The sequence below is a fragment of the Pseudomonas sp. zfem003 genome, from assembly GCF_032621675.1.
In the GTDB taxonomy this organism is placed as follows: domain Bacteria; phylum Pseudomonadota; class Gammaproteobacteria; order Pseudomonadales; family Pseudomonadaceae; genus Metapseudomonas; species Metapseudomonas otitidis.
The window spans coordinates 271955-296929 of the sequence record NZ_JAVYJG010000005.1; the positions used below are offsets into that span (position 1 = coordinate 271955).

A 24975-nucleotide genomic window follows, 5' to 3' on the forward strand; every position below is an offset into this window, starting at 1 on the left:
GCATCCATGCCGCTCGTCCCCCTGCGCAACGACTGCGCTCGGCCTCCTGAAGGGGCAGGTTCCCTGCCTCAACTTCTCAGCCACATGCAATTTCGGAGTGCGCTTCAGATGGACTGCTCCCCAAAAAAAGCAGGCGCCACGAGGGCGCCACAGGGAGCAATGAACAATGCCCTTGTTCTGACCCCCTCGGGGCCGACACGTTCAGTCGTTGGCCCGGATCGGTGGTTTCAGGCTGCCGGCACGGGCCAGACGCCGCCGTCGCCGCAGAGGTAGAGGCGGGTGCCCGGGATGGCCGGTTGTTCCAGCCCGCCGGTGAATTCGCCGAAGGCCGGTAGCAGGCTGACGCTGCGGCCGAGGGCGAAGCAGGGCAGGCGCAGGCTCTGCCGGCCGGGGCCGCGCAGGCGGTGGCAGGGGTGCAGGTGGCCGGCCAGGACGTGGCGCTCGGGGTGGGGTTCGGGCTCGTGGCGCAGGGCGAAGGGGCCGAGCAGCAGTTCGGCCTCGTGCAGGTCGAAGCCGAGGCTGGCGGGCGGGTCGCCGGCGTGGCGGTCGTGGTTGCCGCGCACCAGGTCGATGTGCAGCGCGGGATGCCGTTCGCGCCAGTCGGCCAGGGCCTGCCAGAGACCGTCGTGGCGACCGTGGCGGGCGTGCAGGAAATCGCCGAGGAAGACCAGGCGCCCGGTGTCGTGGCTGTGCAGCAGGCGGTCCAGCCGCGCCAGGTTGGCGGCGGTGGTGCCGGCGGGGACCGGTTGGCCGAGGCGGCGGAAGCTGGCGGCCTTGCCGAAGTGGATGTCGGCGATCAGCAGGCAGTGCTGTTCCGGCCAGTAGAGGGCGCGGTCCCCCAGCAGGCGCAGGCGGGTGCCGGCCAGGTCCACGTCGAGGTGGGTGTTCACGGGCGGCGCCTCCGTCTGGGCGGGGCGTCGGCGGCTTTTTCCAGTTGCGCCACCATGCGGGCGATGCGGTCGGCGAGCTTCTCGGTGCTCAGGCCCTCGCGCAGGCGCTCCACCAGCAGGGGGAAGGCCAGCGGGGTGGCGCGTTCGACGTCCTTCACCACCAGGCGCCGCTGGCGCAGGTGGGCGAGGGCGTCGGCCAGGCGTGGCAGGTCCAGCTCCTGGCGCAGGGCTTCGTCGCGGGCCTGGTGCAGCAGGCGGTTGTCCGGGTCGTACTGGCGGAACACGTCGAAGAACAGGCTGCTGGAGGCCTGCAGCTGGCGGGTGCTTTTGTGCGCCCCCGGCGGGCCGCTGTAGAGCAGGCCGGCGATCTGGGCGATCTCGCGGAAGCGGCGGCGGGTCAGCTCGCTGGCGTTGAGGCTGTCCAGCAGTTCGCTGAGCAGGTCGCCGTCCTCCAGCAGGGCGGGCAGGCGGGCGTCATCCCAGTCGGGTGCTTCGGCGGCCAGCAGCTCCAGGCCGTAGTCGTTGACGGCGATGGAGAAGGTGCCGGGGCGCTGGCGGGCCAGTCGCCAGGCCAGGAGGCTGGCGAGGCCCAGGTGCACGTGGCGGCCGGCGAAGGGGTAGAGGAACAGGTGCCAGCCCTCCCGCGAGTGCAGGCGCTCCACCAGCAGGTTGTCGTCCTCGGGCAGGGCGGACCAGGCGGCCTGCAGGCTCAGCAACGGGCGCACGAGCTGCAGTTCGGGGCTGTCGTAGCGGCCTTGGGCGGCCTCGCCGAGCTGGTGCACCAGGGCGGTGGCCAGTTCGCTGGAGAGCGGCATGCGCCCGCCGTTCCAGCGCGGGATGGCGGCCTTGCGGGCGCTGGAGCGGCGTACGTAGGCGGTCATGCCTTCCACCCGCACCAGTTCCAGGTGGCGGCCGGCGAAGAGGAACACCTCGCCGGGGCGCAGACGGGCGATGAAGCTCTCTTCGATGCTGCCGAGGTGGCCGGCGGCACCGCCCTTGCCCCAGAAGCGCACCTGCAGGCTGGCGTCGCCGACGATGGTGCCGACGCTCTGCCGGTGGCGCCGGGCCAGGGCGCGGTTGGGTACGCGCCAGAGGCCCTGCTCGTCGGGCTCCACCCGCTGGTAGTCGGGGTAGGCGCTGAGGGAGCTGCCGCCGTGGCGGACGAAGGCCAGGCACCAGGCCCAGTCGGCGGCGTCGAGGTGGCGGTAGGCCCAGGCGCCGCGTACTTCCGCCAGCAGTGCGTCGGGCTGGAAACCGCCCCCCAGGGCCATGCTGACCAGGTGCTGCACCAGGACGTCGAGGGGCTTTTCCGGGCTCTGCCGGGCTTCGATGCGGCGTTCGGCCACGGCCTGGCGGGCGGCGACGGCCTCCACCAGTTCCAGGCTGTGGGTGGGCACCAGGGTGACCCGCGAGGTGCGGCCGGGGGCGTGCCCGGAGCGGCCTGCGCGCTGCATGAGGCGGGCGATGCCCTTGGCGGTGCCGATCTGCAGGACCCGTTCGACGGGCAGGAAGTCCACCCCCAGGTCGAGGCTGGAAGTGCAGACCACGGCCTTGAGCCGGCCGTGCTTGAGGGCGTCCTCGACCCATTCGCGCACCTCGCGGGACAGCGAGGCGTGGTGCAGGGCGATCAGCCCGGCCCAGTCGGGCCGCGCCTCCAGCAGGGCCTGGTACCAGAGTTCGGCCTGGGAGCGGGTGTTGGTGAACACCAGGCTGCTGGGGCTGGCCTCCAGTTCGGCGACCACCTTGGGCAGCATGCGCAGGCCCATGTGGCCGGCCCAGGGGAAGCGTTCGACGCTGTCGGGGAGCAGGGTGTCTACAGCCAGGGCCTTGTCCTGGCGGCCTTCCAGCAGCAGGCCCTGGCCGTCGGGTACCAGCACCTCCAGGGCGTGGTCGAGGTTGCCGAGGGTGGCGGAGAGGCCCCAGGTCACCAGTTGCGGGTGCCAGCGGCGCAGGCGTGCGAGGGCCAACTGCAGTTGCACGCCGCGCTTGCTGCCGAGCAGTTCGTGCCATTCGTCCACCACCACCATCTGCAGGTGGGCGAAGGCCTCGGCGGCGTCGGCGCGGGTCAGCAGCAGGGTGAGGCTTTCCGGGGTGGTGACCAGGGCGCTGGGCAGGCGCCGGGCCTGGCGGGCGCGCTCGCTGCTGCCGGTGTCGCCGGTGCGCAGGCCGAGGCTCCAGGGCAGGCCGAGGGCGTCCAGGGGCGCCTGCAGGGCGCGGGCGGTGTCGGCGGCCAGGGCGCGCATGGGGGTGATCCACAGCACCGAGAGGGGCAGCGGCTTGGCGGGGCTGGCGGTGCCGGGGGCGATGGCGTCGAGGGCGGCGAACCAGGCGGCGTAGGTCTTGCCGGAGCCGGTGGTGGCGTGGAGCAGGCCGGAGCGGCGCTGGCGGGCGGCGTCCCAGAGCTGGCGCTGGAAGGGGAAGGGCGTCCAGCCCTGGGCGTCGAACCAGGCGTCGGAGGGGCGGCTCATGCATCGTCCTCTGCCGGGGCATCGCCCAGCAGGGCGTGCAGGCTGGCCAGGGTGTCGGCGTCCTCCACGGGTTTGTCGCGGCGCCAGCGCAGCATGCGCGGGAAGCGCACGGCGACGCCGCTCTTGTGCCGGCGCGAGCGGGCGATGCCTTCGAAGCCCAGTTCGAACACCAGGCTGGGGGTGACGCTGCGCACCGGGCCGAACTTCTCCACGGTGGTGCGGCGGATGATGGCGTCCACCTGGCGCATCTCCTCGTCGGTGAGCCCGGAGTAGGCCTTGGCGAAGGGCACCAGGCTGCGCGGGGCGTCGCCTTCGCCCTCGGCCCAGACGGCGAAGGTGAAGTCGGTGTAGAGGCTGGCACGGCGGCCGTGGCCGCGCTGGGCGTAGATGAGCACGGCGTCGACGCTGTAGGGGTCGAGCTTCCATTTCCACCAGGTGCCGTCCTCGCGGGTGCGGCCGACGCCGTAGCGGGCGTCGCGGGCCTTGAGCATCAGGCCTTCCACGCGCTGTTCGCGGGCGCGCTGGCGTTCGGCGGCCAGGGCCTCCCAGGTGGCGCCGGTGACTTCCGGGGACAGCCCCAGCAGCGGGGTGTCGAGCCCCGCCAGCAGCTGTTCGAGCTGGGCGCGGCGGGCCTGTTGCGGGCGGCTGCGCCAGTCTTCGCCCTGCCATTCCAGCAGGTCGTAGGCCAGCACCCGCACGGGGGCGTCTTCCAGCACCTGGCGGGTCAGGCGCTTGCGGCCGATGCGCTGTTGCAGCAGGGCGAAGGGCTGGGCGCGGCCGTCTTTCCAGATCAGCAGTTCGCCGTCGATCACGCAGCCGTCGGGCAACTGCCGGCAGAGGGCGTGCAGCTCGGGGAAGCGCTCGGTGACCAGCTCTTCGCCCCGGGACCAGATCCACAGCTGGCCGTCGCGGCGTACCAGTTGCGCGCGGATGCCGTCCCACTTCCATTCCGCCAGCCAGTCGCTGGGTGGACCGAGGCGCTCGTCGAAGGCTTCGGGCTCCAGCTGCAGCGGGTGTGCGAGGAAGAAGGGGTAGGGCTGGCCGCCGCGTTCGCGGTGCTCGTCGGGGCTTTCGGCGGCGATCAGCCGGCGGTAGCCGTCGGCGCTGGGGACGCGGCTGATGTCGGTGTAGCCGACCATGCGCTGGGCGATGCGCTTGGGGTCCAGGCCGCTGAGGCTGGCCAGGGCGCGGGTCACCAGCAGGCGCGAGACGCCGACGCGGAAGGCGCCGGTGATGAGTTTGTTGAACACCAGCAGGCCGTCGCGATCGAGCCGCGCCCAGAGCCGCGACAGGCGCTCGGTGAGTTCGGCCGGCGGCAGGCCGCGCAGGGGCAGCAGGTGCTCTTCCAGCCAGTGGGCGAGGCCCTCCTGGCTGTCGCTGGCGGCGGGGGGCAACAGCAGGGCGATGGTTTCGGCGAGGTCGCCGACGCTCTGGTAGCTCTCTTCGAAGAGCCATTCGGGCAGGCCGGTGACGGCCAGGGTGCTGGCCTTGAGCTGGCGCACCGGCACCAGTTGGCGCGGCTTGCCGCCGCTGAGGAAGTACACGGCCCAGGCGGCGTCTTCGGCGCTGGCCTGGCGGAAGTAGTCCTCCAGGGCGGCGAGCTTGGCATTGCTGGAGGTGCTGGCGTCGAGGCGCACGTAGAGGTCGGCGAAGGCCTTCATGCGGGGGCCTCCGGGGTGGCGTCGGCGCTGTCGGGGGGGTCGTCCTCGTCGCCGTATTCGGTGCTGAAGCCCTGGGCGTCGAGGCCCTGTTCGCGCAGGTAGCGCACCAGCACGGGGACCGAGCCGTGGGTGACGAAGACCCGCTCCGCGCCGCTCTGCTGCACGGCCCAGAGCAGGCCGGGCCAGTCGGCGTGGTCGGAGAGCACGAAGCCGCGGTCCACGCCCCGGCGGCGACGGGCGCCGCGCAGGAGCATCCAGCCGCTGGCGAAGGCGTCGCTGTAGTCGCCGAAGCGGCGCATCCAGGTGCTGCCGGCAGCGGAGGGCGGGGCGATGACCAGGGCTTCGCGCAGCAGCGGGTCGTTGCGCTTGAGTTCGCCGGCGTAGCGGGTGGCGGCCAGGCGCACGCCGGCTTCGCGGTAGACGCGGTTGAGGGGCTCCACTGCGCCGTGGACGAGGATCGGGCCGGGTTCGTCCGCCAGGCCGTGGAGCAGCCGCTGGGCCTTGCCGAAGGCGTAGCTGAACAGCACGCTGGCACGCCCGGCGGCACGGTTGGCCTGCCACCACTGGCGCACCTGGTCCATGACCTGGGCCTGGGGCTGCCAGCGGTAGATGGGCAGGCCGAAGGTGGATTCGGTGATGAAGCAGTGGCAGCGCACCGGCTCGAAGGGGGCGCAGGTGCCGTCGGCTTCGGTCTTGTAGTCACCGGAGGCGACCCAGACCTGGCCCTGGTGTTCCAGGCGCACCTGGGCGGAGCCGAGCACGTGGCCGGCGGGGTGCAGGCTGATGCGCACGCCGTTGTGCAGCAGGGCTTCGCCGTAGTCCAGGGTCTGCAGGGGCACGTCGCCGAGGCGGGCGCGCAACACGCCGGCACCGGGGGTGGCGGTGAGGTAGTGGCCGTTGCCGCTGCGGGCATGGTCGCCGTGGCCGTGGGTGATGACGGCGCGGGCGACGGGTTTCCAGGGATCGATGTAGAAATCGCCGGGCGGGCAGTAGAGGCCCTCCGGCCGGGCGACGACCAGGTCCATGGGATGCCTTGCTGTGGGTTCGTGTCTGCTGACCCTGCCGTGCGCCGGTTGGTTCGCCCTCAACGCGATGGATGTCGCAGTTGGACGCGGCATTCGTCGCCGGAGGTGGCCTGGAGCGCGGCAGGTGCGTCAAGATCGTGAACGGCCAGAAGGCCGGTTTCAAGGAGGATGTCCGATGGAGGCTCTCAAAGCCTATTTCCAGCGCCATGGCCACGCCCCGTTCCGGGTCGGGGAAGGGCGTATCAGTGGTTACCTGTCTGCGGCACTGGGCCTGTTGAGCCTCTGCGCGGTGCTGTGTTTCCTGTTTCCCGAGTGGCTGACCTTCGCGGAGTTCCGCAAGGTCTACAGCGAGCAGTTCGCCCGTACGGTGCTTCTGGTGGGCCTGGTGCTGTCGTTCAGCCTGGGCACGCTGAACATCCTGCTGAACCGGCGCAAGCGCCTGGGCTTCACCGGCATCGCGGCCTCGGGGCTGGCGGTGTTCCTGGGGGGGACCAACATCCAGTTCGAGACCATCGGCGAGACGCCCTATTCCCTGGGGCTGGACTGGTTCGTGCTGGCGCTGTTGGTGTCGGCCATCGTCTTCATCCCGCTGGAGAAGCTGTACGCGAAGGACCCGGAGCAGAACATCCTGCGGCCGCACTGGCGCACGGACCTGGCGTACTTCTTCGTCAGCCACATGCTGGTGCAGTTCATCCTGATCTTCGTCACTGCGTCCTCCACCCTGCTGGGGGGCTGGGCGGTCTCGGCGACCTTCCAGGCCGGCGTGCAGTCCATGCCGATCTGGCTGCAGTTCATCCTCGCGGTGCTGGTGGCGGACCTCGGCCAGTACTGGCTGCACCGCCTGTACCACGTGGTGCCCTGGCTGTGGCGCTTCCATGCGGTGCACCACTCCAGCACGTCGATGGACTGGCTGGCGGGCTCGCGCATCCACTTCGTGGAGATCCTGCTGACCCGTACCGGGGTGCTGGTGCCGCTGATGCTGATGGGCTTCTCGCCTCAGGCGATGAACGCCTACGTGATCCTGGTGGGCGTGCAGGCGGTGCTGGCCCACGCCAACGTGCGCATCGATGGCGGCTGGCTGAACTACCTGCTGGTGCTGCCGCGCTACCACCACTGGCACCACGCCCGGCATCCGGACTACATCTACAAGAACTATGCGATCCACCTGCCGATCGTCGACATGGTGTTCGGCACCTTCAAGCTACCGCCGAAGGAGTGGCCGACCCGCTACGGGGTGTTCGGCAAGCCGCTGCCGGACGGCATCCTGCGCCAGCACCTGTATCCCTTCCTGAAGCCGGAGCCCAAGGCGCCGGTGAAGCCCAAGGCGTCCTGAACCCGGACGGCCCCTGTGCAATGCAGGGGCCGCTTTCCCTGGCTTTTCCCTTCTTGCCGATTTCCCGGGCTGAAGCCCGGGCTACGTCCGTGCATTTTTCCGCAGGTTGGCGCCGAGCGCGCGATGCCCGGCGTTGGGCGTCTGGATCGGCCGTGAGGCTTTTCACAGGCAAAAGAAAGGGCGCCGGTGAGGGCGCCCTGAAGATGTGATCTATGGAGTAAGTCCGTTTACATAGACAGCCACCACGCGGGGAGTTCCGCGTGGTGGTGATCATTTTTGCGGGGTGAGCATCAGCCGCTTGGTGCCGTAGACGCCGTCGAGGTTCTGCGACTGGAACGGGAAGCTCAGGTAGCGGGCCTTGAGCCAGGCGTCGATGCCGTCGGCGTAGTGCGGGCTGGCGGGGTTGCCGGACTGGCCGGAGCTGTTGAGGCCGATCATGGGTTCCGGCTGGCCGAAGTCGACGATGATGCGCATGGCCGGGATCAGCCAGGTGTCGAAGTCGTTGCCCCAGTTGTAGCCGGAGACGTTGAGGGTGTTCATGTCGCCGCCGGCGGGGTAGGGGCCGCGGTCCAGGTAACCCTTGATGGCGTTGATGCTGGTGCGCTGGCTGGCGCTCATGTAGGGCGCGAGGCGGGTGGTGTCGGTGGCCCAGGTGTAGGTGTGCAGCTTGCCCCACTGCCAGCTGCGGCGGTCGGCGCCGAGCTTGCCTTCGGCGAAGCTGACGGCGGCGGCGAGGCTGCGGGCGAGGATGGCGGGCTTGTCTTCCTTCTGCGGGGTGCGCACGTCGTCCCAGAAGGGGCTGTCGGCGCGGCCCAGCAGGTGGTCGGCCTGGGCGGAGTAGGAGAGGTTGGCGGTCTCCACCAGGGCCTGCCAGGCGGGGCTGGTGTCCGGGCCCAGTTCGTCGAGGAAGATCTGCCGCGCACTCTCGTGGAGGAAGGCTTCGTAGTAGACGGCGTCGGCCGAGGTCGGGGCGAGGTTGCCGTCGAAGGCCAGCAGGCGGCTCAGGGCTTCGCGGGCACGGTCACGCTCGGCGCCGGGCAGGGCGTCGATGGCCTGCTTGAGCGGCTGGGCCATGGCCGGGTCTTCGAACATGGCCTTGAGCTTGGCGGCGAAGGGGGTGGTCTGGTCGTACTGCATGGCGATCATGCTGCGGGTGTCGTGCTTGCCGCTGCCGGCCAGCTGGGCGATGCGCTCGGCCCGCTCGGGGTAGAACCAGGAGTTGGACAGCTGCACGCCATAGCCGCCCTGGACGGTACGCTGGTTGGCGGTGCCGAGCCAGCCCTGGGGCGGGTCCTGGTCGTAGGGGTGGAGCATGGGGTCGGCGTAGCCGTCCCAGTCGTAGCGGCTGTCCCAGCCGGGAGAGGGCATCAGGCCCCGGCCTTCACGGCGGTTCGGGTAGCGACCGGTGACCTGCCAGGCGATGTGCTGGGCGTCGGCGGTGAGCAGGTTGAGGCCGATGGCGCGGATGGCGCGGGTGGCTTCGGCGGCCTGCTCCACGGACTGGGCGCGGGACAGGTCGAAGAAGGCGTCGAGGGTGGTGTCCTGCTCGAACTGGGCGGTCTTCAGGGCGATGCCCAGGCCGCTCTTCAGCTCCACCGGCTGCAGCGGGTGCTTGCGCTGGCCGAGCACGGAGTTGAGCAGCGGGCCGTGGCGGGTTTCGTAGATGGTCTCGCGGATCGGGCGCTCGCCCTTGATGAAGAAGGTCTCGTTGCGCTCGATGGCCGGCTGCCATTTGCCGTCGGCCAGGTAGTAGAGGCGGTTGCCTTCGCGCTTGACCTTCTCCAGGTAGAGGTCCTGGTTGTCGGCCATGACCATGGTCATGCCCCAGGCGAGCTTGCCGTTGAAGCCGGCGACGATGGCCGGGACACCCGCCACCGAGACGCCGGCGGCCTGGAATTTCGGTGAGCGGATCTGCACGAAGTTCCAGATGGAGGGCATGGACAGCGGCAGGTGGGTGTCGTTGGCGAGGATGCTCTTGCCATTGCGCGCGCGCTGCGGGGCGATGGCCCAGTTGTTGGAGGCGGCGACGCCGAGCATGCCGAGGCCGGCCACCTGGCCGGCGGCCTGGTCGATGCTGGCCAGGCCGGGGATCTGCCCGCCGAGGTTGAGGCCCTTGAGCTTTTCGGCTTCGTCGAAGGGCAGGTTCTCGTCGGGGTAGATCGGCAGCAGCCAGGCCACCTTGTCGGCGCCGACCTTCTGCGCCATGACCAGGGAGGCGATCTCTTCCTGCAGGTTCACCGCCAGGCCGAAGTTGAGCAGGGTGAAGACCAGCACCGAGTCCTCGGGCTTCCAGTAGGCGGGCCGGTAGCCGGATTCGGCCAGGTCCATCGGCAGCTTGTCGCGGTAGCGGTAGAGGTAGGCGTTGACGCCCCGGGCGTAGACCTCGAAGAAGGACTTCAGGCGCGGGGAGGCGTTCTTGTAGAGGAGGTCGGCGCTCTTGCGCAGGTTGGCCGCGCGCATGAAGCGGTCGATCTCCAGTACGCCCGGGCCAGCCATCTCTGCCAGGCGGCCTTCGGCCATGAGGCGCAGGCCGACCATCTGGCTGAGGCGGTCGGAGGCGTGCACGTAGCCCATGGCGAAGAGGGCGTCGTGGAAGGTGGTGGTTTCGATCAGCGGCATGCCCAGCGGGTTGCGGCGGATCGAGACGCTCTGCGCCAGGCCCTTGACCGGCTGGAAGCCGGAGGTGGGCGGCAGGCTGTCGGCGTAGCGGCTGTCCAGCCAGGACTGGCAGCCGGTGAGGCCGACCATGGCGCTGAGGGCGGCGCCCAGGCAGAAGGTGGAGATGAGGCGCTTGGGCGCAGGCGAAGCCATGGGGCGGTGTCTCCCGGGGAAGGCGGCGGTTCGAAACGCGCTACGTTAGAGAGCGTCTTCGGACTGCGCAAGGGCCGGATGACCGGCCTTCCGACGGGGGCGCCCGGGCAGTGCCCGACGCCCGTTGCATCACGGGTGCCGGGCGCTGTGCAGGGGTTACTTCCGGACGGCTGCGGCGGGGTTGATGCGTTCCACCAGGTCGTAGGCGCGGACGGTGGCCGGGCGGGCCTGGATGGCCTGGAACCAGCGCTTGACGTGGGGGAAGTCGTCCAGGTCCTGCTCCTGGTAGGCGTGGGGCACGATCCAGGGGTAGATGGCCATGTCGGCGATGCTGTAGTCGTCGCCGGCGACGAAGGCGCGGTCGGCCAGGCGGCGGTCGAGCACGCCGTAGAGGCGGGCGGTTTCCTTGACGTAGCGCTGGATGGCGTAGGGCACCTTCTCCGGGGCGAAGCGGTTGAAGTGGTGGTTCTGCCCGGCCATCGGGCCGAGGCCACCCATCTGCCAGAACAGCCACTGCAGGGCTTCCTGGCGGCCGCGCAGGTCCTGGGGAATGAAGCGCCCTGTCTTCTCGGCGAGGTAGAGCAGGATGGCCCCGGACTCGAACAGCGAGAGCGGTTCGCCGCCGTCCGCCGGCTCGTTGTCGACGATGGCGGGGATGCGGTTGTTGGGGGCGATCTTGAGGAAATGCGGCTGGAACTGTTCGTCCTTGCCGATGTTGATGGGGTGGATCCGGTAGGGGAGGCCGGTCTCCTCGAGGAACAGGGTGATCTTGTGGCCGTTGGGGGTGGTCCAGTAATACAGGTCGATCATGGCGGGACTCCTCGGAACAGCGCTGGAATGGGGCGGTCAGCCTAAAGGAAACCCGGCAGATACGAAAAGGCCCGTACTAGACGGGCCTCCTTGTGCGGGTGCAGATCAGGCACCGTGGCACTTCTTGAACTTCTTCTGGCTGCCGCAGGGGCAGGGGTCGTTGCGGCCCACTTCCTTCAGCGGGTTGCGCACGGGCTCCTGGTGGCCGTGGTTGCAGTGCGGGCCGTGGACGTGGTGGTGATCGTGGTCATGGTCGTGGTTGCAGTCAGGACCATGGACGTGTTCGTGCTGGCTCATGGGGTGGATCACTCCGGGATGTAGTTGCCCGGGATTATCTCGCCATTGCGGGCGAGGTGCACGCTCTTGCCGAACATGAGGCCGGTCTTCACTTCGCCTTCGAGGCGGTAGCGGATGACCTCGTTGGGCTTCTCCAGCAGCTTGACGATGTACTTCATGTGGCGCCACAGGTTGGTGCGCACCGGCACTTCGAAGGTCTCGCGGCCCAGGGCGGGGACGGTGAACCAGGTGTCGGACTCGCCGGTGGCGAGCTTCACGTCGTTGAGGTAGACGGTGTAGGCCAGGCCACGGATGGGCAGGCTGACGTCGTTGGGGTTGTCCACGCGAAAGCGCAGCAGGAACTGTTGTTCGAGGAGACGGGCCTTGATCACGTCGACCTTGACCAGTTGCACGTCGGGATCGCGAAAGCCCCCGGTCAGCCAGGTGGAACAACCGGAAAGGCCTGAGGCAGAGAGGGTCAGCAAAACCAGTAGGCTGAGAATTCTTATCGTTTGCGCCTGATAAAACATCGCGATACTCCGAAGACGCTCAAGTGTAACAAGCAACTGCTCGGCTGCAACTTGTTGTTGGCAGAAAAAAACCTGCGCCATACTGCGGGCTGTTTTGGACAGGAGTGTGACCGATGAGCCGCTACGAGATCGCCTTCTCCGGCCAACTGGTTCCCGGTGCGGATGCCGACCAGGTGAAGGCCAACCTCGCCAGGCTGTTCCAGGCCGACGCACAGCGCATAGCCTTGCTGTTTTCCGGCCGGCGCATCGTGATCAAGAACAATCTTGATGCGGCCGGGGCGGAAAAATACCGGGTGACGCTGGAGCGGGCCGGGGCGCGGGTGGATGTGCGCGACATGGACGTGGAGATCGAGGAGGTGGAGCTGGCGCCCCCGCCACCCGCCGAGCCGGCGGCGCCTGGCGTGGCACCGGTGCCCGCTGCTGCGGCCCCCGCAGCCGCACCGGCCGGACGCCTCAAGGTGGCCCCGCGGGACGAGTACATGGCGGCCTTCATGGACGTCGACGCGCCGGACTTCGGCATCGCGCCGGTGGGGGCGGACCTGCAGGACGCCAAGGCCGAGCCGGTGGCGCCGAAGGTGGACCTCAGCCAGTTCAGCCTGGCGCCGGTGGGCAGTGACATGGGCCAGGCCAAGGCCGTGCCGGCTGGCCCGCCGCCGGACATCTCGCACCTGAAGCTGCAGGAATGAACGAAAGAGCCCGCCGACCTGGCGGGCTCTTTCGTTCCGGCCGTTGCGCCCTGCCTCAGCCTTGCGGGGCGGTGCAGGTCTGCTTGGCCTTGTCGGCGTCGTACTTGCGGATGGAGGTGTAGAACAGCTCGCAGGTCTGCACCTTGTTGGTCACCTGCCAGGTCTGCTTGCAGCTGGAAAGGGTGGTGGACGGGTCGGCGCCGGGGGTGCTGCCCAGCTTGGCCTGCCAGCAGGCAGCGCTGAGGTCCTGGCCCATCACCTTGAGGCCGGCGGCGTTCGCCTTGGCTTCGTCGCCGTCGTAGTTGTCCGGGTTGGCGGCGTACCAGATGTAGCTCGGGTGGTTGCTGCCCAGCACCGGGACCTTCTGGTCCTTGCCGAGATCGATCTGCCCGAGGCCGAGCACGCCGATGCTGACGTTGTACTGCTTCTTCACCCAGTCCCGGACCGGCTTGCCGAACGCCACCATGGGCAGGGCCGGCTTGCCGGCGGTGAGCTCCTGGACCATCCGCGTCTGGTAGGGGGTGAAGTAGTCGTAGACGGTTTCCAGGGTGCTGCCCGCGTCGGCCGGGGCGGCGATGGGGGCGATGTCGATGATGGTCTGGTAGCCCGGGGTCGCGTCGGCGGCCACGCCGTTGACCACCAGCAGGCTGGCCCAGCGATTGGTGGTGGAGGACTCGAGGTAGTCCTGCGCCTTGGTCAGGGAGTAGTCCGGCGGGAAGTGCAGCAGCTCGACGCTGCGGCGGTTTTCCAGGGCCATGCCCAGCGGCAGGAAGAAGTACCAGTTGTACTGCCACTGCTTGTCATGGTTCAGGCGCTTGGCGCCTTCGTAGGCGCTGTCGCCGGCATCCAGCAGCTTCATCAGCGGCTTGCCGTAGTCGGCCGGCACGCCGGAGAAGTTGGCGTAGACACCGTCCTTGTCGCGGTGGACCTTCACCGAGGCCTTGGCCAGGCCGTCGCGGGCCAGGCTCTGCTTGAGGTAGTGCTCGACCGTCTGCTCCAGGCTCCAGTCGCGGTAGCAGATGACGTTGCAGTTGTTGGGGTAGGCGAACAGGCGGGTGACCCGCTCGGCGCTGCCGAGTCCGAGATGGACTTCGGCGGCCTGGCTGGCGCAGGCCATGGCGGCGAGCAGGGGGATGAGCAAATGGCGCTTGGCCATGGGTGTCTCCTTCTTGGGTTGGCGTGGATTCCTTTCGCTGCGCAGCCGTGTCTAGAGATACCCCGCGCAGCATTTCTTGAATTTCTGCCCGCTGCCACAGATGCAGGGGTCGTTGCGGCCCGCCTTCACCGGCACGGTGGGGTCGATGAAGTACCAGCGCCCGTCACGTTGGACGAAGGACGAGCGCTCGCGATGGGCGTGCTCGCCCTGGCTGTCGTGCCAGCGGGCGGTGAAGGTGACGCGGGCGTGTTCGGGGGCGCCGCCGAGGACTTCGCTGGCCTCCACCTCCAGGCCCAGCCAGGTACTGCCCAGGCTCCAGGTCTTGATCGACTCCTGGTCCAGGCCCGCCTGCTGGCTCGGCAGGGTGGTGGCGACCAGGTAGTCCACCCGGCCCAGTACGTAGGCGCAGTAGCGCGAGCGCATCAGCGCCTCGGCGCTGGGGGCCGGCTGGCCGGCGTGGTAACGGCCGCAGCATTGGTCGAGGAGGTTGCCGCTGCCGCAGGCACAAGGGGTTGCGCTCATGGTCACCACCAGTACTTGCCGAAGTTTTCCGGGTTGGCCCAGAACTTGGCATTCAGCCAGTCGGGCACCTGCTTGTATTCGTGCAGGTCGTAGGTGAACAGGTGCAGCACCTGGCCTTCGCGCTGGAAGGTTTCTGTGGCCTGGAGGGCCAGGGCGAAGAAGTCGGTGTCCTGCCAGCCGCAGGCCGCGAGGTCCACCAGCACGGCGATGCGGCTGGCGTTCAGGTTGCGGATGCCGCCCAGCAGTTCCAGGCCGGTGCGCTTGGGCAGGTGCTCCAGGCAGTCGGCCAGCAGCGCCAGGTCATAGCGTTGGGCCGCCTGGGCGCTGGGCAGCGGGGCGGCGGGGGCGTGTTCCACCTGGCTGTCGGGGTGGGCGGCGGCAAAGGCTTCGGCCGCCGGCAGCGGGGTATTGCCCACCAGCAGCAGGCGGGCCGGGGCATAGCGGTCGAGCAGGGCGGCGACGGCCTGCTGCGGAGTGCGGGTGGAAAAGCTCTGGGTCATCGTGGTTCCTCGGACAGGTTTGCGAAGACTAGCTTGCCCGTGGGGCCAGGCCTAGTTGTGCCGGGTGCCTGGCTGGCAGTTTGCAGGGGCCGCGTCTTTACTCCCCAGGGATCGGCTTTCCGGGCCGACAACCACGAGGAGACAGGCATATGAGCATCACAAGGACAGCAATACCCTTGCTACTTGTGTCGACTCTGCTGACCGGCTGCGCCGGCCTGCAGAAGACCGACTGGCCCAAGTGCGCAGCAGTAGGCGGTGTAGGCGGTGCGGCGTTGGGTGCGATCGAGAGCAGTTCCTGGGCGGGTTGGGGGGCGTTGCTCGGTGGCGGCCTGGCGGCCGGCTACTGCTGGTCGCACGGCGACGGCGACGAGGATGGCGACGGCGTACCGGACAGCCGCGACAAGTGCCCCGGCACGCCGCGCGGTACCGTGGTGGACGCCAACGGCTGCCCGCCGGCGGCCCCGGTGGTGGAGCAGGTGGAAGAGGTGGTGGTGGTCAAGGAGGAGACCATCGTGGTCCGTGACCTGCTGTTCGCCTTCGATTCGGCCAAGCTCAACCCGGCCGACAAGGCCAAGCTGGACACCATCGTCGCGCGGCTGCGCAACGAGGCCCCCAGCGCTCGCCTGAGCGTGACCGGGCACACCGACAGCGTCGGCAGCGATGCGTACAACCTCAAGCTGTCGGAGAAGCGCGCCAAGTCGGTGGCGGACTACCTGGTGGCCTCGGGGATTCCGGCGGACAGCGTGCAGTCGGTCGGCGGGGCGGGCGAGAGCCAGCCTGTGGCCGACAACAAGACCGCTGAAGGCCGCGCGCTGAACCGCCGCGTGGAGATCGTCATCCACCGCTAGGCCACGGCCCGCGTGGCCTGCGGCTTGGCAAGCGCAGCGCCGGGGTCTTTACTCCTGTGTTGCCGGCATTCGGTCGGTGACACAGGAGAACTTCATCATGAGTACCTTTCCACGGGTGGCTCTCTTTCTTCTGGTCGGCAGTGTTCTTTCCGGTTGCGCCTCGACGTCCAGTACGGGCGACGCGCCGCTCAACCAGGGGAACTGGCCAATCTGCAGTGCGATCGGTGCCCTGGCCGGCGGTGGGCTGGGGGCGATCGAGAGTTCAGCCTGGGCTGGGGGCGGGGCCGTCGCGGGTGCGGTGGTCGGCGGCCTCATCTGCTATGCCCAGGACGGTGACGCGGACGGTGACGGTGTCTTCGACCGCCGCGATACCTGCCCCAACACCCCGGCCGGCATGAAGGTCAACCACAACGGTTGCCCGCAGCCGAGCTATCCCGACACGGTGCGCAACGAGCCGCCACCACCCCCGCCGCCCGCCGAGGACGAAGTCATCGTGCTGAGCGACCAGGGCAAGGTGTTGTTCGCCTTCGACTCGGCCGAGCTCACGGCGGCCGCCAAGCAGGAGCTGGCCACCATCGCGACCCGCCTGAACGGCGCCTCGATGGTGTCGGTGAAGGTGGTCGGGCATACCGACAGCGTGGGTGCCGATGGCTACAACCAGCGGCTTTCCGAGCGCCGGGCCCGCAGCGCGGCGGACTACCTGATCAGCCAGGGCGTGCCCTCGGGCAAGGTCACCACCGAAGGGTTCGGCGAAAGCCAGCCGGTGGCGGACAACGGCACCGACGCAGGACGTGCGCAGAATCGGCGGGTGGAGATCCACGTCGACCGTTGAAACATGTCAGACCATCGAAGGGGCCGGCAGGCCCCTTCTTTTTGCCTGTTATCAACCGTCGGCATCTGGCTTATGAAGGGAGGCGCAAAGGTCGCCAGGACAGGATGTCCGTCGCTGCAATTTTATTTCGACGGGGGTATTTGGCTGTGGCGACGTTAGGGGTAAGGTCGCCCCACTAGAAAAACAAAGGGGGTGACATGAAATTATTCCTGGGGGTGGGCAAGTCCGTTGCCCTGCTGTTCTGGCTGGCGGTGCTGGCCAATCTGTTCGAACCCTTCGCTCGACCCTTCTCCACACTGCTCAATGGCCTCGCCCTGCTGGTGCTCGGGCTGCACGTGCTGGAAGCGCTGCTCTACAACGCCCAGCTCCGGGCACGGCCGCACCCCTGGCGGGACCGCCTGCAACTGATGCTCTTCGGCGTGTTCCACCTGGCCGGACTGCCGAAGCAGGAGGCCAGCCATGCGTAGACTCTGTCTCCTCGCCCTGCTGGCCAGCCCGCTGGCCCTCGCTGAAACCAGCGTGACCGTCGACACCAACAGCTTCATCAAGCTGCCGGCCCTGACCGGCATCCTCAGCCTCGATCGCGTGGTGATTGCCGACCACGGCACCCTCGTGGTGCCCGCCAGCATCACCGAACTCAAGGTGGGCGAGTTGCGCATGGGGCGTGATGCGCGCATCGGCATTGCCTCGGCTGATCAGCCCTTCCGCCTGGAAGTCACCCAGGGTGAGATCGCCACCGGCGGCCACATCACCGCCTCCGGCGCAGCCGGCAGCATGAAGAAACCGGCCAGCGACGGCCGCGACCTGACCCTGCGCCTCGGCACTGTCGCCGTCGACGAACTCACCGTGGATGTACGCGGCGGCATTGGTGCGCCGGGCTACAGCGGCCTGGCCGGTGCCGATGGCAAGCCCGGTGGCTGCCTCTGGGGCCAGGCCAGCCGGGGCCACGATGGCCAGAACGGCGGCAACGGCGGGGAAGGGGGCAAGGGCGGGCACATTCGCCTGGAAGTGGCCCAGGACTTCCCGCTGGAGCAGGTACGGGCCCGTGTCGAGGGCGGTGCCGGCGGGCCGGCCGGTGAGGCCGGTGCCCCCGGCGCGGGTGGTGCCGCCAAGGGCTGCCTGGTCTACAGCACCGACCGTGGCCAGAAAGGCCGCGCCGGCCAGCCGGGGCAGGCAGGCCCGGCTGGCACGAACGGTCGCATGGACGTGGTGCGCTACTGACCTCAGAAGCTGGGGCGGGCGGCGGCGATGGCCACCAGCAGCAGCCCCAGCAGCAGGTTGATCCCCACCAGCCGACGGATGCGCCCCAGGGCCGCGCCGCCGGCTGGCCAGTCTTCCGCCGCCACGGCGCGCTTCAGTTCCGGTAGCTGCAGCAGGCTGACCCGCAGGAACAGCGCCAGCATCGCCAGGTACAGGCCCACCATGATGTGCACGTAGCGCGGCGAGCCGTCGAAGCCGGCGAAGCGCAGGTGCATCATTCCCACGCCGCTCAGCGGCAGCGCCAGCACGGCGACCCAGACCCAGACGAAGAACCGGCGGAACACCTCGATCCACAGCTTCAGGCGCTCTGGCGGTTGCAGCGTGGTCACGGCCGCCGGGCGCAGCACCATCCAGGCGAAGAACATGCCGCCGACCCACACCAGGGCGGCGAGGACGTGGGCAGCGTAGAGCGCGGCGAAGGGCGTCATCGGGTTTCTCCAGTCGGAAACAGGGCGCGGTATGATAGCCGCCCTGTTAAAGTACTGAAAATTTATCCAGCTCTCCGGCGTCCGCAACCTCCCCATGCTCAGCACCGAACTCAAGTCCCAGATCCAGGGGGCCTACTCCCGTTTCCTCGAAGCCAAGGGGCTCAAGGCCCGCTATGGGCAGCGCCTGATGATCGCCGAGGTGGCCAAGGTGCTCGGCGCCATCCCCCAGGATGACGAAGGGCATCGCCAGGGCGAGCCGGCGGTGGTGGCGGTGGAGGCCGGCACCGGTACCGGCAAGACCGTGGCCTACAGCCTGGCGGCGATTCCCTCGGCCAAGGCAGCGGGCAAGCGGCTGGTGATCGCCACGGCCACCGTGGCCCTGCAGGAGCAGATCGTCCACAAGGACCTGCCCGACCTGATCCGCAACAGCGGGCTGAATTTCAGCTTCGCCCTGGCCAAGGGGCGCGGTCGCTACCTGTGCCTGTCCAAGCTCGACATGCTGCTGCAGGACGGCCAGGCGCAGAGCGCCACCGCGCAGCTGTTCGCCGAGGAAGGCTTCCGCATCGACGTCGACGAGAGCAGCCAGAAGCTGCTCAACCAGATGATCGAGCGCCTGGCCGGCAACCGCTGGGACGGCGACCGTGACTCCTGGCCCGAGGCCATCGAGGACCAGGACTGGGCCCGCGTCACCACCGACCACAGCCAGTGCACCAAGCGCCATTGCCCCAACTTCCAGCAATGCGCCTTCTACAAGGCGCGCGAGGGCATGACCAAGGTGGACGTGATCGTCACCAACCACGACATGGTCCTGGCCGACCTCGCCCTGGGCGGTGGCGCCGTGTTGCCCGACCCGCGCGAAACCCTCTACGTGTTCGACGAGGGCCACCACCTGCCGGACAAGGCCATCGGCCACTTCGCCCACTACACCCGCCTGCGCTCCACCGCCGACTGGCTGGAGACGGTGGCCAAGAACCTCACCAAGCTGCTGGCCCAGCACCCACTGCCGGGGGACATGGGCCGCCTGATCGAGAACGTGCCCGAGCTGGCGCGGGAGATCCGGGCCCAGCAGCAATTCATGTTCACCGCTTGCGAAGAGCTGGCCGACTTCCGGGCCGGCGAAGACATGGAAGGCCGCGAGCGCCCGCGCCACCGCTTCGAGGGCGGCGTGGTGCCGGAGCACCTGGTGGAGATGGGCATCGAGCTGAAGAAAGGCTTCGCCAAGCTCAACGACCTGTTCACCCGCCTGGCCGAACTGCTCAAGGAAGCCATGGACGGGGAAGGTGCCAACGGCCTCTCCAGCCAGCAGGCCGAGGAGTGGTACCCGCTGTTCGGCAGCCTGCAGACCCGCGCCCAGAACAACTGGGAGCTGTGGACCGCCTTCACCACCGAGGACCCGGAGGAAAGCCCGCCCATGGCGCGCTGGCTGACCCTCGCCGAGTTCGGCGCGGCCTACGACATCGAGGTCAACGCCAGCCCGATCCTCGCCGCCGAGACCCTGCGGCGGAACCTGTGGAACGTCGCCCACGGCGCCCTGGTGACCTCGGCGACCCTCACCGCGCTCGGCACCTTCGACCGTTACCGCATGCGCGCCGGCCTGCCGCGGCAGTCGGTCACGGCCGTGGTGCCCAGCCCCTTCCACCATGCCGATGCCGGCCTGCTGCGGGTGCCGGACCTCAAGGCCGACCCCCGTGACGCCGCCGCCCACACCGCCGCCATCACCCGCGAGCTGCCACGCCTGGTGGAAGGCGCCCGGGGCACCCTGGTGCTGTTCGCCTCGCGCCGGCAGATGCAGGACGTGTTCGACGGGCTGGAGCGCGACTGGCGCAAGCGGGTGCTGATCCAGGGCAACCTGTCCAAGCAGGAGACCCTCAACAAGCACAAGGCTCGGGTGGACGACGGCGAGCCCAGCGTGCTGTTCGGCCTGGCGTCCTTCGCCGAGGGTGTGGACCTGCCGGGTGCCTACTGCGAGCACGTGGTGATCGCCAAGATCCCCTTCGCGGTGCCGGATGACCCGGTGGAAGCGGCCCTGGCCGAGTGGATCGAGGCCCGTGGCGGCAACCCCTTCATGGAGATCGCCGTGCCCGATGCCTCCCTGCGCCTGGTGCAGGCCTGTGGTCGTCTGCTGCGTACCGAAAGCGACCGCGGCACCATCACCCTGCTGGATCGCCGGGTGGTCACCCAGCGCTATGGCAAAGCCATCCTCAACGCGCTGCCCCCCTTCCGACGCGAGATCGAATGACCGGACGGTCCCCGGCGCTTGACGCCGGGCTTGCCTCTGCGATCATTGCCCGCTCGCGCGGACACGGATCGCTCGATCAGCGGCAACATTCGCCGGATCCGTTGTCTATGCACTGACTTTTCTTGGGGATCGGCTTGATGTTCTCGACACCTAAACCGGCACGCCTGCTGCCCATCGTGCTGGCCCTGGCCGGCATGAGCGCCTCCGTCCAGGCCGACACGCTGTTCAATTTCGTGCGTCCGCTGGACGCCGTCACCGTCACCACCCAGGACGCTGCCCTGCCCAGCGTCACCGCGGAAACCACGCCCGAGGGCGAGGTGCTGCGTCGCCTGACCTTCAACCCGGCCGAGAAGCCCAGCCTGCGCCTGGCGCCGCAGAACGGCACCTGGGACTGGAGCCAGGCCGGCGTCATGAGCCTGCGCCTGCAAAGCGCCCAGGACTGGGCCATCACCCTCGACGTCACCGTCGAAAGCGCCGATGGCAAGACCTTGCGCAGTCGCATCGCCCTGCCGGCCGGCCCTGCCCAGACCCTGCTGCTGCCCCTGGCCGCCACCTCGCCCCGTGCCCAGGGCATGCGCGCCGCGCCGCCCCAGCCCTGGGTGAAGGATGGCAAGCGCTACCTGCTGGCCACCGAGGTGGAAGGCGAGCTGGACCTGTCCAAGGTCACCGCCGTGACCCTTTCCCTGGAGCACCCGGACGCGGCGCAGAACATCCTCCTGGGCCGCTTCGGCACCGAGGACAAGAACCCCCAGGCTGATTTCTACGCCGGCCTGATCGATGCCTACGGCCAGTACACCCGCGCCGACTGGCCGGAGAAGGTCAAGAGCGACGAGCAGCTCAAGGCGGCCGCCGAGAAGGAGCGCAAGCAACTGGAGGAATGGAAGGCCAAGCTGCCCGAGCAGGACGCCTACGGCGGTTGGCTCGGTGGCCCGAGCTTCGAGGCCAGCGGGTTTTTCCGCACCGAGAAGCGTGACGGGCGCTGGTACCTGGTCTCTCCCGAAGGCCATCCGTTCTTCTCCCTGGGCGTCAACACCGTCACCCCGGACAACAGCCAGACCTACGTCGAAGGCCGCGAGGGCATGTTCACCGCGTTGCCCAAGGACGGCGAACCCCTCGCCAACTGGTACGGCAACGGCGACAGCCGCCGCGAGACCGGCTCCAACAAGGGCCGGGCCTTCGACCATGGCCGCTGGTACGACTTCTACCGTGCCAACCTGGAGCGCACTTACGGCCCGCAGGAGCCTGCGCGCTGGGTCGAACACAGCCTGGATCGCCTGAAAGCCTGGGGCTTCAACACCGTGGGCAACTGGAGCGCCGGCGAATTCGGCACCGCCCAACGCATGCCCTACACCCTGCCGCTGTCGATCCATGGCGATTTCGCCACCATCAGCACCGGCCTCGACTGGTGGGGTGGCATGCCCGACCCGTTCGACCCGCGCTTCGCCATGGCGGCCGAGCGGGCGATTGCCATTGCCGCCCGTGACCACCGCGACGACCCCTGGCTGATCGGCTACTTCGCCGACAACGAGCTGGCCTGGGCCGGCCCCGGCAGCGATCCCAAGTCCCGCTACGCCCTGGCCTACGGCACCCTGCGGCTGACCACCGACGTGCCGGCCAAGCGTGCCTTCCTCAAGCAGCTGCGCGACAAGTACCGCAACCAGCAGGGCCTGTCCCAGGCCTGGGGCATCGAGCTGCCGGCCTGGGAGCTGATGGAGGACCCGGGCTTCGAGGCACCGCTGCCCAATCCCGAGCACCCGGCCATCGAGGAAGACCTCAAGCGCTTCCAGCGCTTCTTCGCCGACACCTACTTCAAGACCATCGCCGAGTCGATGAAGTGGCACGCACCGAACCACCTGCTGCTGGGCGGACGCTTCGCCGCCACCGTGCCGGAGGCCGTGGAGTCATGCGCCCAGTATTGCGACGTGCTCAGCTTCAACTTCTACACCCGCGAGCCGCAGCAGGGGCATGACTTCGAGTTCCTGCACAAGCTGGACAAGCCGCTGCTGGTCACCGAGTTCCACTTCGGTTCCCGCGACCGGGGCCCGTTCTGGGGCGGTGTCTCCGAGGTCTACAAGGAAGAGGAGCGTGGCCCGGCCTACGCCAACTTCCTCAAGAAGGCCCTGGAGGAACCGCTGATCGTCGGTGCCCACTGGTTCCAGTACCTCGACCAGCCCGCCAGCGGTCGCCTGCTGGATGGCGAGAACGGCCACCTCGGCCTGGTGGCCATCACTGACCGCCCCTACGAGGGCTTCGTCAAGTCGGTGCGCAAGACCAACCTCGACATCGCCGCGCAACTGGCCGCTCCCGCTCCGGCAGCGAACGAGTCGGCCAAGCAGCCGGCCAGCGCACCGAAGGCAGCGCCCGCCAAGCCCGAGACGCCGAAGGCCCAGGCACCCAAGCCTGAAGCCGCCAAGCCGGAAGCCCCGAAGACCGAGCCGGCGAAGCCCGAGGCGCCGAAAGCCGAGGCACCCAAGGCCGAGCCTGAGGCCAGCGAAGCGCCGAAGCCTGAGGCGTCCAGCCCCGTGCCGGCCCAGCCTGCACCCGAGGCCAAGGATGCAGCGCCGGCACAACCCGCCGCGAACTGAGGCCACCCGCGCCGAACTTCAGCGGGGTTCACAGCAGACGGCGGCATCGCAACAATGCCGCCGTCGTCTTTTTTGAAGGAGAGTGATGGTGCAGATCCAGGGTTACTTCGACTTGCGTTTCGAAGCGGTGCGCGACCAGTTCGCCGCCCTGTTCGAGGGCTCCCAGGAGCGCGGGGCCGCGCTGTGCGTGCAGGTGGGCGGGGAGACCGTGCTCGACCTGTGGGCCGGCACCGCCGACAAGGACGGCCAGCAGGCCTGGCACAGCGACACCCTGCTGAACCTCTTCTCCTGCACCAAGACCTATGCCGCCGTCACCGCCCTGCAGCTGGTGGGGGAGGGCAAGCTCGACCTCGATGCACCGGTCGCCCGTCTGTGGCCGGAGTTCGCTGCCGCCGGCAAGGAGCGCATCACCCTGCGCCACCTGCTCAGCCATCGTGCCGGCTTGCCGGCGATCCGCGAGCCGTTGCCGGCCGAGGCGCTCTACGACTGGGACGCCATGACCACCGCCCTGGCCGCCGAGCAGCCCTGGTGGACGCCGGGCGAGGGCCATGGCTACGCGCCCATCACCTACGGCTGGCTGGTGGGCGAACTGATTCGCCGTGCCGATGGCCGTGGCCCCGGTGAATCCATCGTGGCCCGTGTGGCCCGGCCCCTGGGGCTGGACTTCCACGTCGGCCTGGACGATGCCGAATTCCACCGTGTCGCCCACATCGCCCGGGGCAAGGGCAACCTGGGGGATGCGGCGGCCCAGCGCCTGCTCAAGTGCATGATGAGCGAGCCCACCGCCCTCAGCACCCGCGCCTTCACCAATCCGCCGTCGATCATGACCAGCACCAACAAGCCCGAATGGCGGCGCATGCAGCAGCCGGCGGCCAACGGCCACGGCAATGCCCGCAGCCTGGCCGGCTTCTATGCCGGCCTGCTGGATGGCAGCCTGCTGGACTCGGCACTGCTGGCCGAGCTGACCCGCGAACACAGCCTGGGTGACGACCGCACCCTGCTGACCCAGACCCGTTTCGGCCTGGGTTGCATGCTGGAGCAGCCCGATGTGCCCAATGCCACCTACGGCATGGGGCGCCTGGCGTTCGGCCATCCGGGTGCGGGCGGTTCCATCGGTTTTGCCGATCCGGAGCGCGACGTGGCCTTCGGCTTCGTCACCAACACCCTCGGTCCCTATGTGCTGATGGACCCCCGCGCCCAGCACCTGGCACGTACCCTGGCGAGCTGCCTGTAGCGCCACTCGTCAGCTGGAACGAATATCCCTTTTCGGATTAATGGGTTGCGTCCAGAATTTCAGCCTGAATCTGAGATTGATGCGCCATCACGCGATGGCGCATCGGCTTTCTTCACCCCTCCTGTCACGGGTCCTTTCCATGAAGCTGTTCAAGTACTCCACCTTGATCCTCTGCATGACCGTTGCTGGTTGCAGCACCTTCAGCCATGACAAGCAGCCGGCGGAGGCCCAGGCGCAGAACAGCGGCACCCACCACTGGTGGTGGCCGTTCGGTGGGGGCGAACAGAAGGCCGAGCCGGCCAAGGTCGCCAAGATCGACACCCAGGCCACCCAGGCCTGGCTGGACCAGTACGAGCCGCGTCTGCGTGAGGCGGTGAAGGGCTCGCGCATGGAAGTGGAGCGCCGCGACAACGTGCTGGTGGTCACCGCGCCGGTGGACGGTTCCTTCAACCCGGACCGCCCGAGCATGCTGCTGCCGATCTCCCTCGGGCCGGTGTCCCGCGTTGCCAAGCTGGTGGAGGGCGATGCCAAGACCGGCGTGCTGGTGCTCGGCCATGCCGATCCGTCCGGCGACGACGCCAAGAACCGCCAGCTCAGCCAGGAACGGGCCCAGGCCGTGGCTGCCATCTTCCGCCTCAGCGGGCTGCAGCGTGACCGCCTGTCGCTGAAGGGCGTGGGCTCCGACATGCCGCGCGCCGCCAACGACAGCAAGGACGGCCGTGCCCTGAACCGCCGTGTGGAAATCGTCCTCACCCCGCAGGACACCCTGGTGGCCCTGCTGGCGCGTTACAACCAGCCGCCCAAGGTCGCCCAGCAGGCGGTTGCGGCAGATCAAGGCAAGTGAGCGATCCTCGGATAGGCTAGCGTTTTCCCTTTCCGGA

Annotated in this window: 21 protein-coding genes and 1 pseudogene; 10 read left to right on the top strand and 12 right to left on the bottom strand. The window is 68.9% G+C overall.

What is annotated here, in order from left to right:
• Positions 1-227: 227 nt before the first annotated feature.
• Genes pdeM through RTK35_RS12855 form a run of 4 tightly spaced genes read right to left on the bottom strand, consistent with a single transcriptional unit; the run spans position 228 to position 6044 of the window.
• Positions 228-890, bottom strand: coding sequence for a ligase-associated DNA damage response endonuclease PdeM (pdeM, locus tag RTK35_RS12840; protein ID WP_316908175.1), 663 nt, complete (start codon positions 888-890; stop codon positions 228-230).
• Positions 887-3358: a ligase-associated DNA damage response DEXH box helicase gene (locus RTK35_RS12845; protein WP_316908176.1), complete on the bottom strand. Its 2472-nt coding sequence runs from the start codon at positions 3356-3358 to the stop codon at positions 887-889. The genes pdeM and RTK35_RS12845 overlap by 4 nt, the downstream gene beginning before the upstream one ends.
• Positions 3355-5019, bottom strand: a complete 1665-nt coding sequence (locus RTK35_RS12850) for an ATP-dependent DNA ligase (RefSeq protein ID WP_316908177.1) — start codon at positions 5017-5019, stop codon at positions 3355-3357. Before RTK35_RS12850 ends, RTK35_RS12845 begins: the two co-directional genes overlap by 4 nt.
• Positions 5016-6044, bottom strand: coding sequence for a ligase-associated DNA damage response exonuclease (locus RTK35_RS12855; protein ID WP_316908178.1), 1029 nt, complete (start codon positions 6042-6044; stop codon positions 5016-5018). The genes RTK35_RS12850 and RTK35_RS12855 overlap by 4 nt, the downstream gene beginning before the upstream one ends.
• A 175-nt stretch (positions 6045-6219) precedes the next feature.
• Here RTK35_RS12855 and RTK35_RS12860 point away from each other — a divergent pair, with 175 nt between their 5' ends.
• On the top strand, positions 6220-7377 hold the full coding sequence (locus RTK35_RS12860; protein WP_044413317.1) for a sterol desaturase family protein: 1158 nt from the start codon (positions 6220-6222) through the stop codon (positions 7375-7377).
• A 270-nt stretch (positions 7378-7647) separates the two neighbouring features.
• Here RTK35_RS12860 and RTK35_RS12865 read toward each other — a convergent pair whose 3' ends face one another.
• From RTK35_RS12865 to RTK35_RS12880, 4 genes are all read right to left on the bottom strand, one after another.
• Positions 7648-10188, bottom strand: coding sequence for a penicillin acylase family protein (locus RTK35_RS12865; RefSeq protein ID WP_373323435.1), 2541 nt, complete (start codon positions 10186-10188; stop codon positions 7648-7650).
• Positions 10189-10344: 156 nt separating this feature from the next.
• Positions 10345-10998 carry a glutathione binding-like protein gene (locus RTK35_RS12870; protein ID WP_044413323.1) on the bottom strand — a complete coding sequence of 218 codons (654 nt, stop codon included), beginning with the start codon at positions 10996-10998 and terminating at the stop codon, positions 10345-10347.
• 105 nt (positions 10999-11103) lie between these two features.
• Positions 11104-11295: an SEC-C metal-binding domain-containing protein gene (locus tag RTK35_RS12875; protein ID WP_069562382.1), complete on the bottom strand. Its 192-nt coding sequence runs from the start codon at positions 11293-11295 to the stop codon at positions 11104-11106.
• An 8-nt stretch (positions 11296-11303) separates the two neighbouring features.
• Positions 11304-11804 carry an LEA type 2 family protein gene (locus RTK35_RS12880; RefSeq protein WP_044413328.1) on the bottom strand — a complete coding sequence of 167 codons (501 nt, stop codon included), beginning with the start codon at positions 11802-11804 and terminating at the stop codon, positions 11304-11306.
• A gap of 113 nt (positions 11805-11917) precedes the next feature.
• Here RTK35_RS12880 and RTK35_RS12885 point away from each other — a divergent pair, with 113 nt between their 5' ends.
• Positions 11918-12490, top strand: coding sequence for a hypothetical protein (locus RTK35_RS12885; RefSeq protein WP_222901287.1), 573 nt, complete (start codon positions 11918-11920; stop codon positions 12488-12490).
• Positions 12491-12545: 55 nt separating this feature from the next.
• Here the strand turns inward: RTK35_RS12885 and RTK35_RS12890 are convergent, their stop codons facing one another.
• Genes RTK35_RS12890 through RTK35_RS12900 form a run of 3 tightly spaced genes read right to left on the bottom strand, consistent with a single transcriptional unit; the run spans position 12546 to position 14668 of the window.
• A complete protein-coding gene (locus RTK35_RS12890; RefSeq protein WP_107331085.1) occupies positions 12546-13646 on the bottom strand; it encodes a hypothetical protein in 1101 nt (366 codons plus the stop codon).
• Positions 13647-13697: 51 nt separating this feature from the next.
• Positions 13698-14168 carry a YchJ family protein gene (locus RTK35_RS12895; protein WP_182852063.1) on the bottom strand — a complete coding sequence of 157 codons (471 nt, stop codon included), beginning with the start codon at positions 14166-14168 and terminating at the stop codon, positions 13698-13700.
• Positions 14169-14170: 2 nt separating this feature from the next.
• On the bottom strand, positions 14171-14668 hold the full coding sequence (locus RTK35_RS12900; RefSeq protein ID WP_044413338.1) for a DUF6231 family protein: 498 nt from the start codon (positions 14666-14668) through the stop codon (positions 14171-14173).
• A 149-nt stretch (positions 14669-14817) separates the two neighbouring features.
• Here RTK35_RS12900 and RTK35_RS12905 point away from each other — a divergent pair, with 149 nt between their 5' ends.
• The 4 genes from RTK35_RS12905 to RTK35_RS12920 all read left to right on the top strand — a co-directional run bounded on the left by RTK35_RS12905 (position 14818) and on the right by RTK35_RS12920 (position 17569).
• Positions 14818-15516: an OmpA family protein gene (locus RTK35_RS12905; RefSeq protein ID WP_316908179.1), complete on the top strand. Its 699-nt coding sequence runs from the start codon at positions 14818-14820 to the stop codon at positions 15514-15516.
• A 97-nt stretch (positions 15517-15613) separates the two neighbouring features.
• Positions 15614-16348 carry an OmpA family protein gene (locus RTK35_RS12910; protein ID WP_074969179.1) on the top strand — a complete coding sequence of 245 codons (735 nt, stop codon included), beginning with the start codon at positions 15614-15616 and terminating at the stop codon, positions 16346-16348.
• A gap of 197 nt (positions 16349-16545) precedes the next feature.
• Positions 16546-16815, top strand: a complete 270-nt coding sequence (locus RTK35_RS12915) for a DUF1145 domain-containing protein (RefSeq protein ID WP_074969177.1) — start codon at positions 16546-16548, stop codon at positions 16813-16815.
• Positions 16808-17569, top strand: coding sequence for a collagen-like protein (locus RTK35_RS12920; RefSeq protein ID WP_316908180.1), 762 nt, complete (start codon positions 16808-16810; stop codon positions 17567-17569). The genes RTK35_RS12915 and RTK35_RS12920 overlap by 8 nt, the downstream gene beginning before the upstream one ends.
• A gap of 2 nt (positions 17570-17571) precedes the next feature.
• Here RTK35_RS12920 and RTK35_RS12925 read toward each other — a convergent pair whose 3' ends face one another.
• A complete protein-coding gene (locus RTK35_RS12925) occupies positions 17572-18036 on the bottom strand; it encodes a CopD family protein (RefSeq protein WP_044413353.1) in 465 nt (154 codons plus the stop codon).
• Between the two features lie 94 nt (positions 18037-18130).
• Here RTK35_RS12925 and dinG point away from each other — a divergent pair, with 94 nt between their 5' ends.
• The 4 genes and pseudogenes from dinG to RTK35_RS12945 form a co-directional block, all read left to right on the top strand.
• Positions 18131-20275 (top strand): ATP-dependent DNA helicase DinG, encoded by a 2145-nt coding sequence (gene dinG / locus RTK35_RS12930; protein ID WP_044413355.1) that lies wholly within the window; start codon positions 18131-18133, stop codon positions 20273-20275.
• A gap of 137 nt (positions 20276-20412) precedes the next feature.
• Positions 20413-22860, top strand: a complete 2448-nt coding sequence (locus RTK35_RS12935; protein ID WP_410478661.1) for a beta-agarase — start codon at positions 20413-20415, stop codon at positions 22858-22860.
• 88 nt (positions 22861-22948) lie between these two features.
• Positions 22949-24094: a serine hydrolase domain-containing protein gene (locus tag RTK35_RS12940; RefSeq protein WP_074969257.1), complete on the top strand. Its 1146-nt coding sequence runs from the start codon at positions 22949-22951 to the stop codon at positions 24092-24094.
• Between the two features lie 139 nt (positions 24095-24233).
• Positions 24234-24935, top strand: a pseudogene (locus RTK35_RS12945) (OmpA family protein); the annotation flags it as partial.
• Positions 24936-24975: the final 40 nt, after the last annotated feature.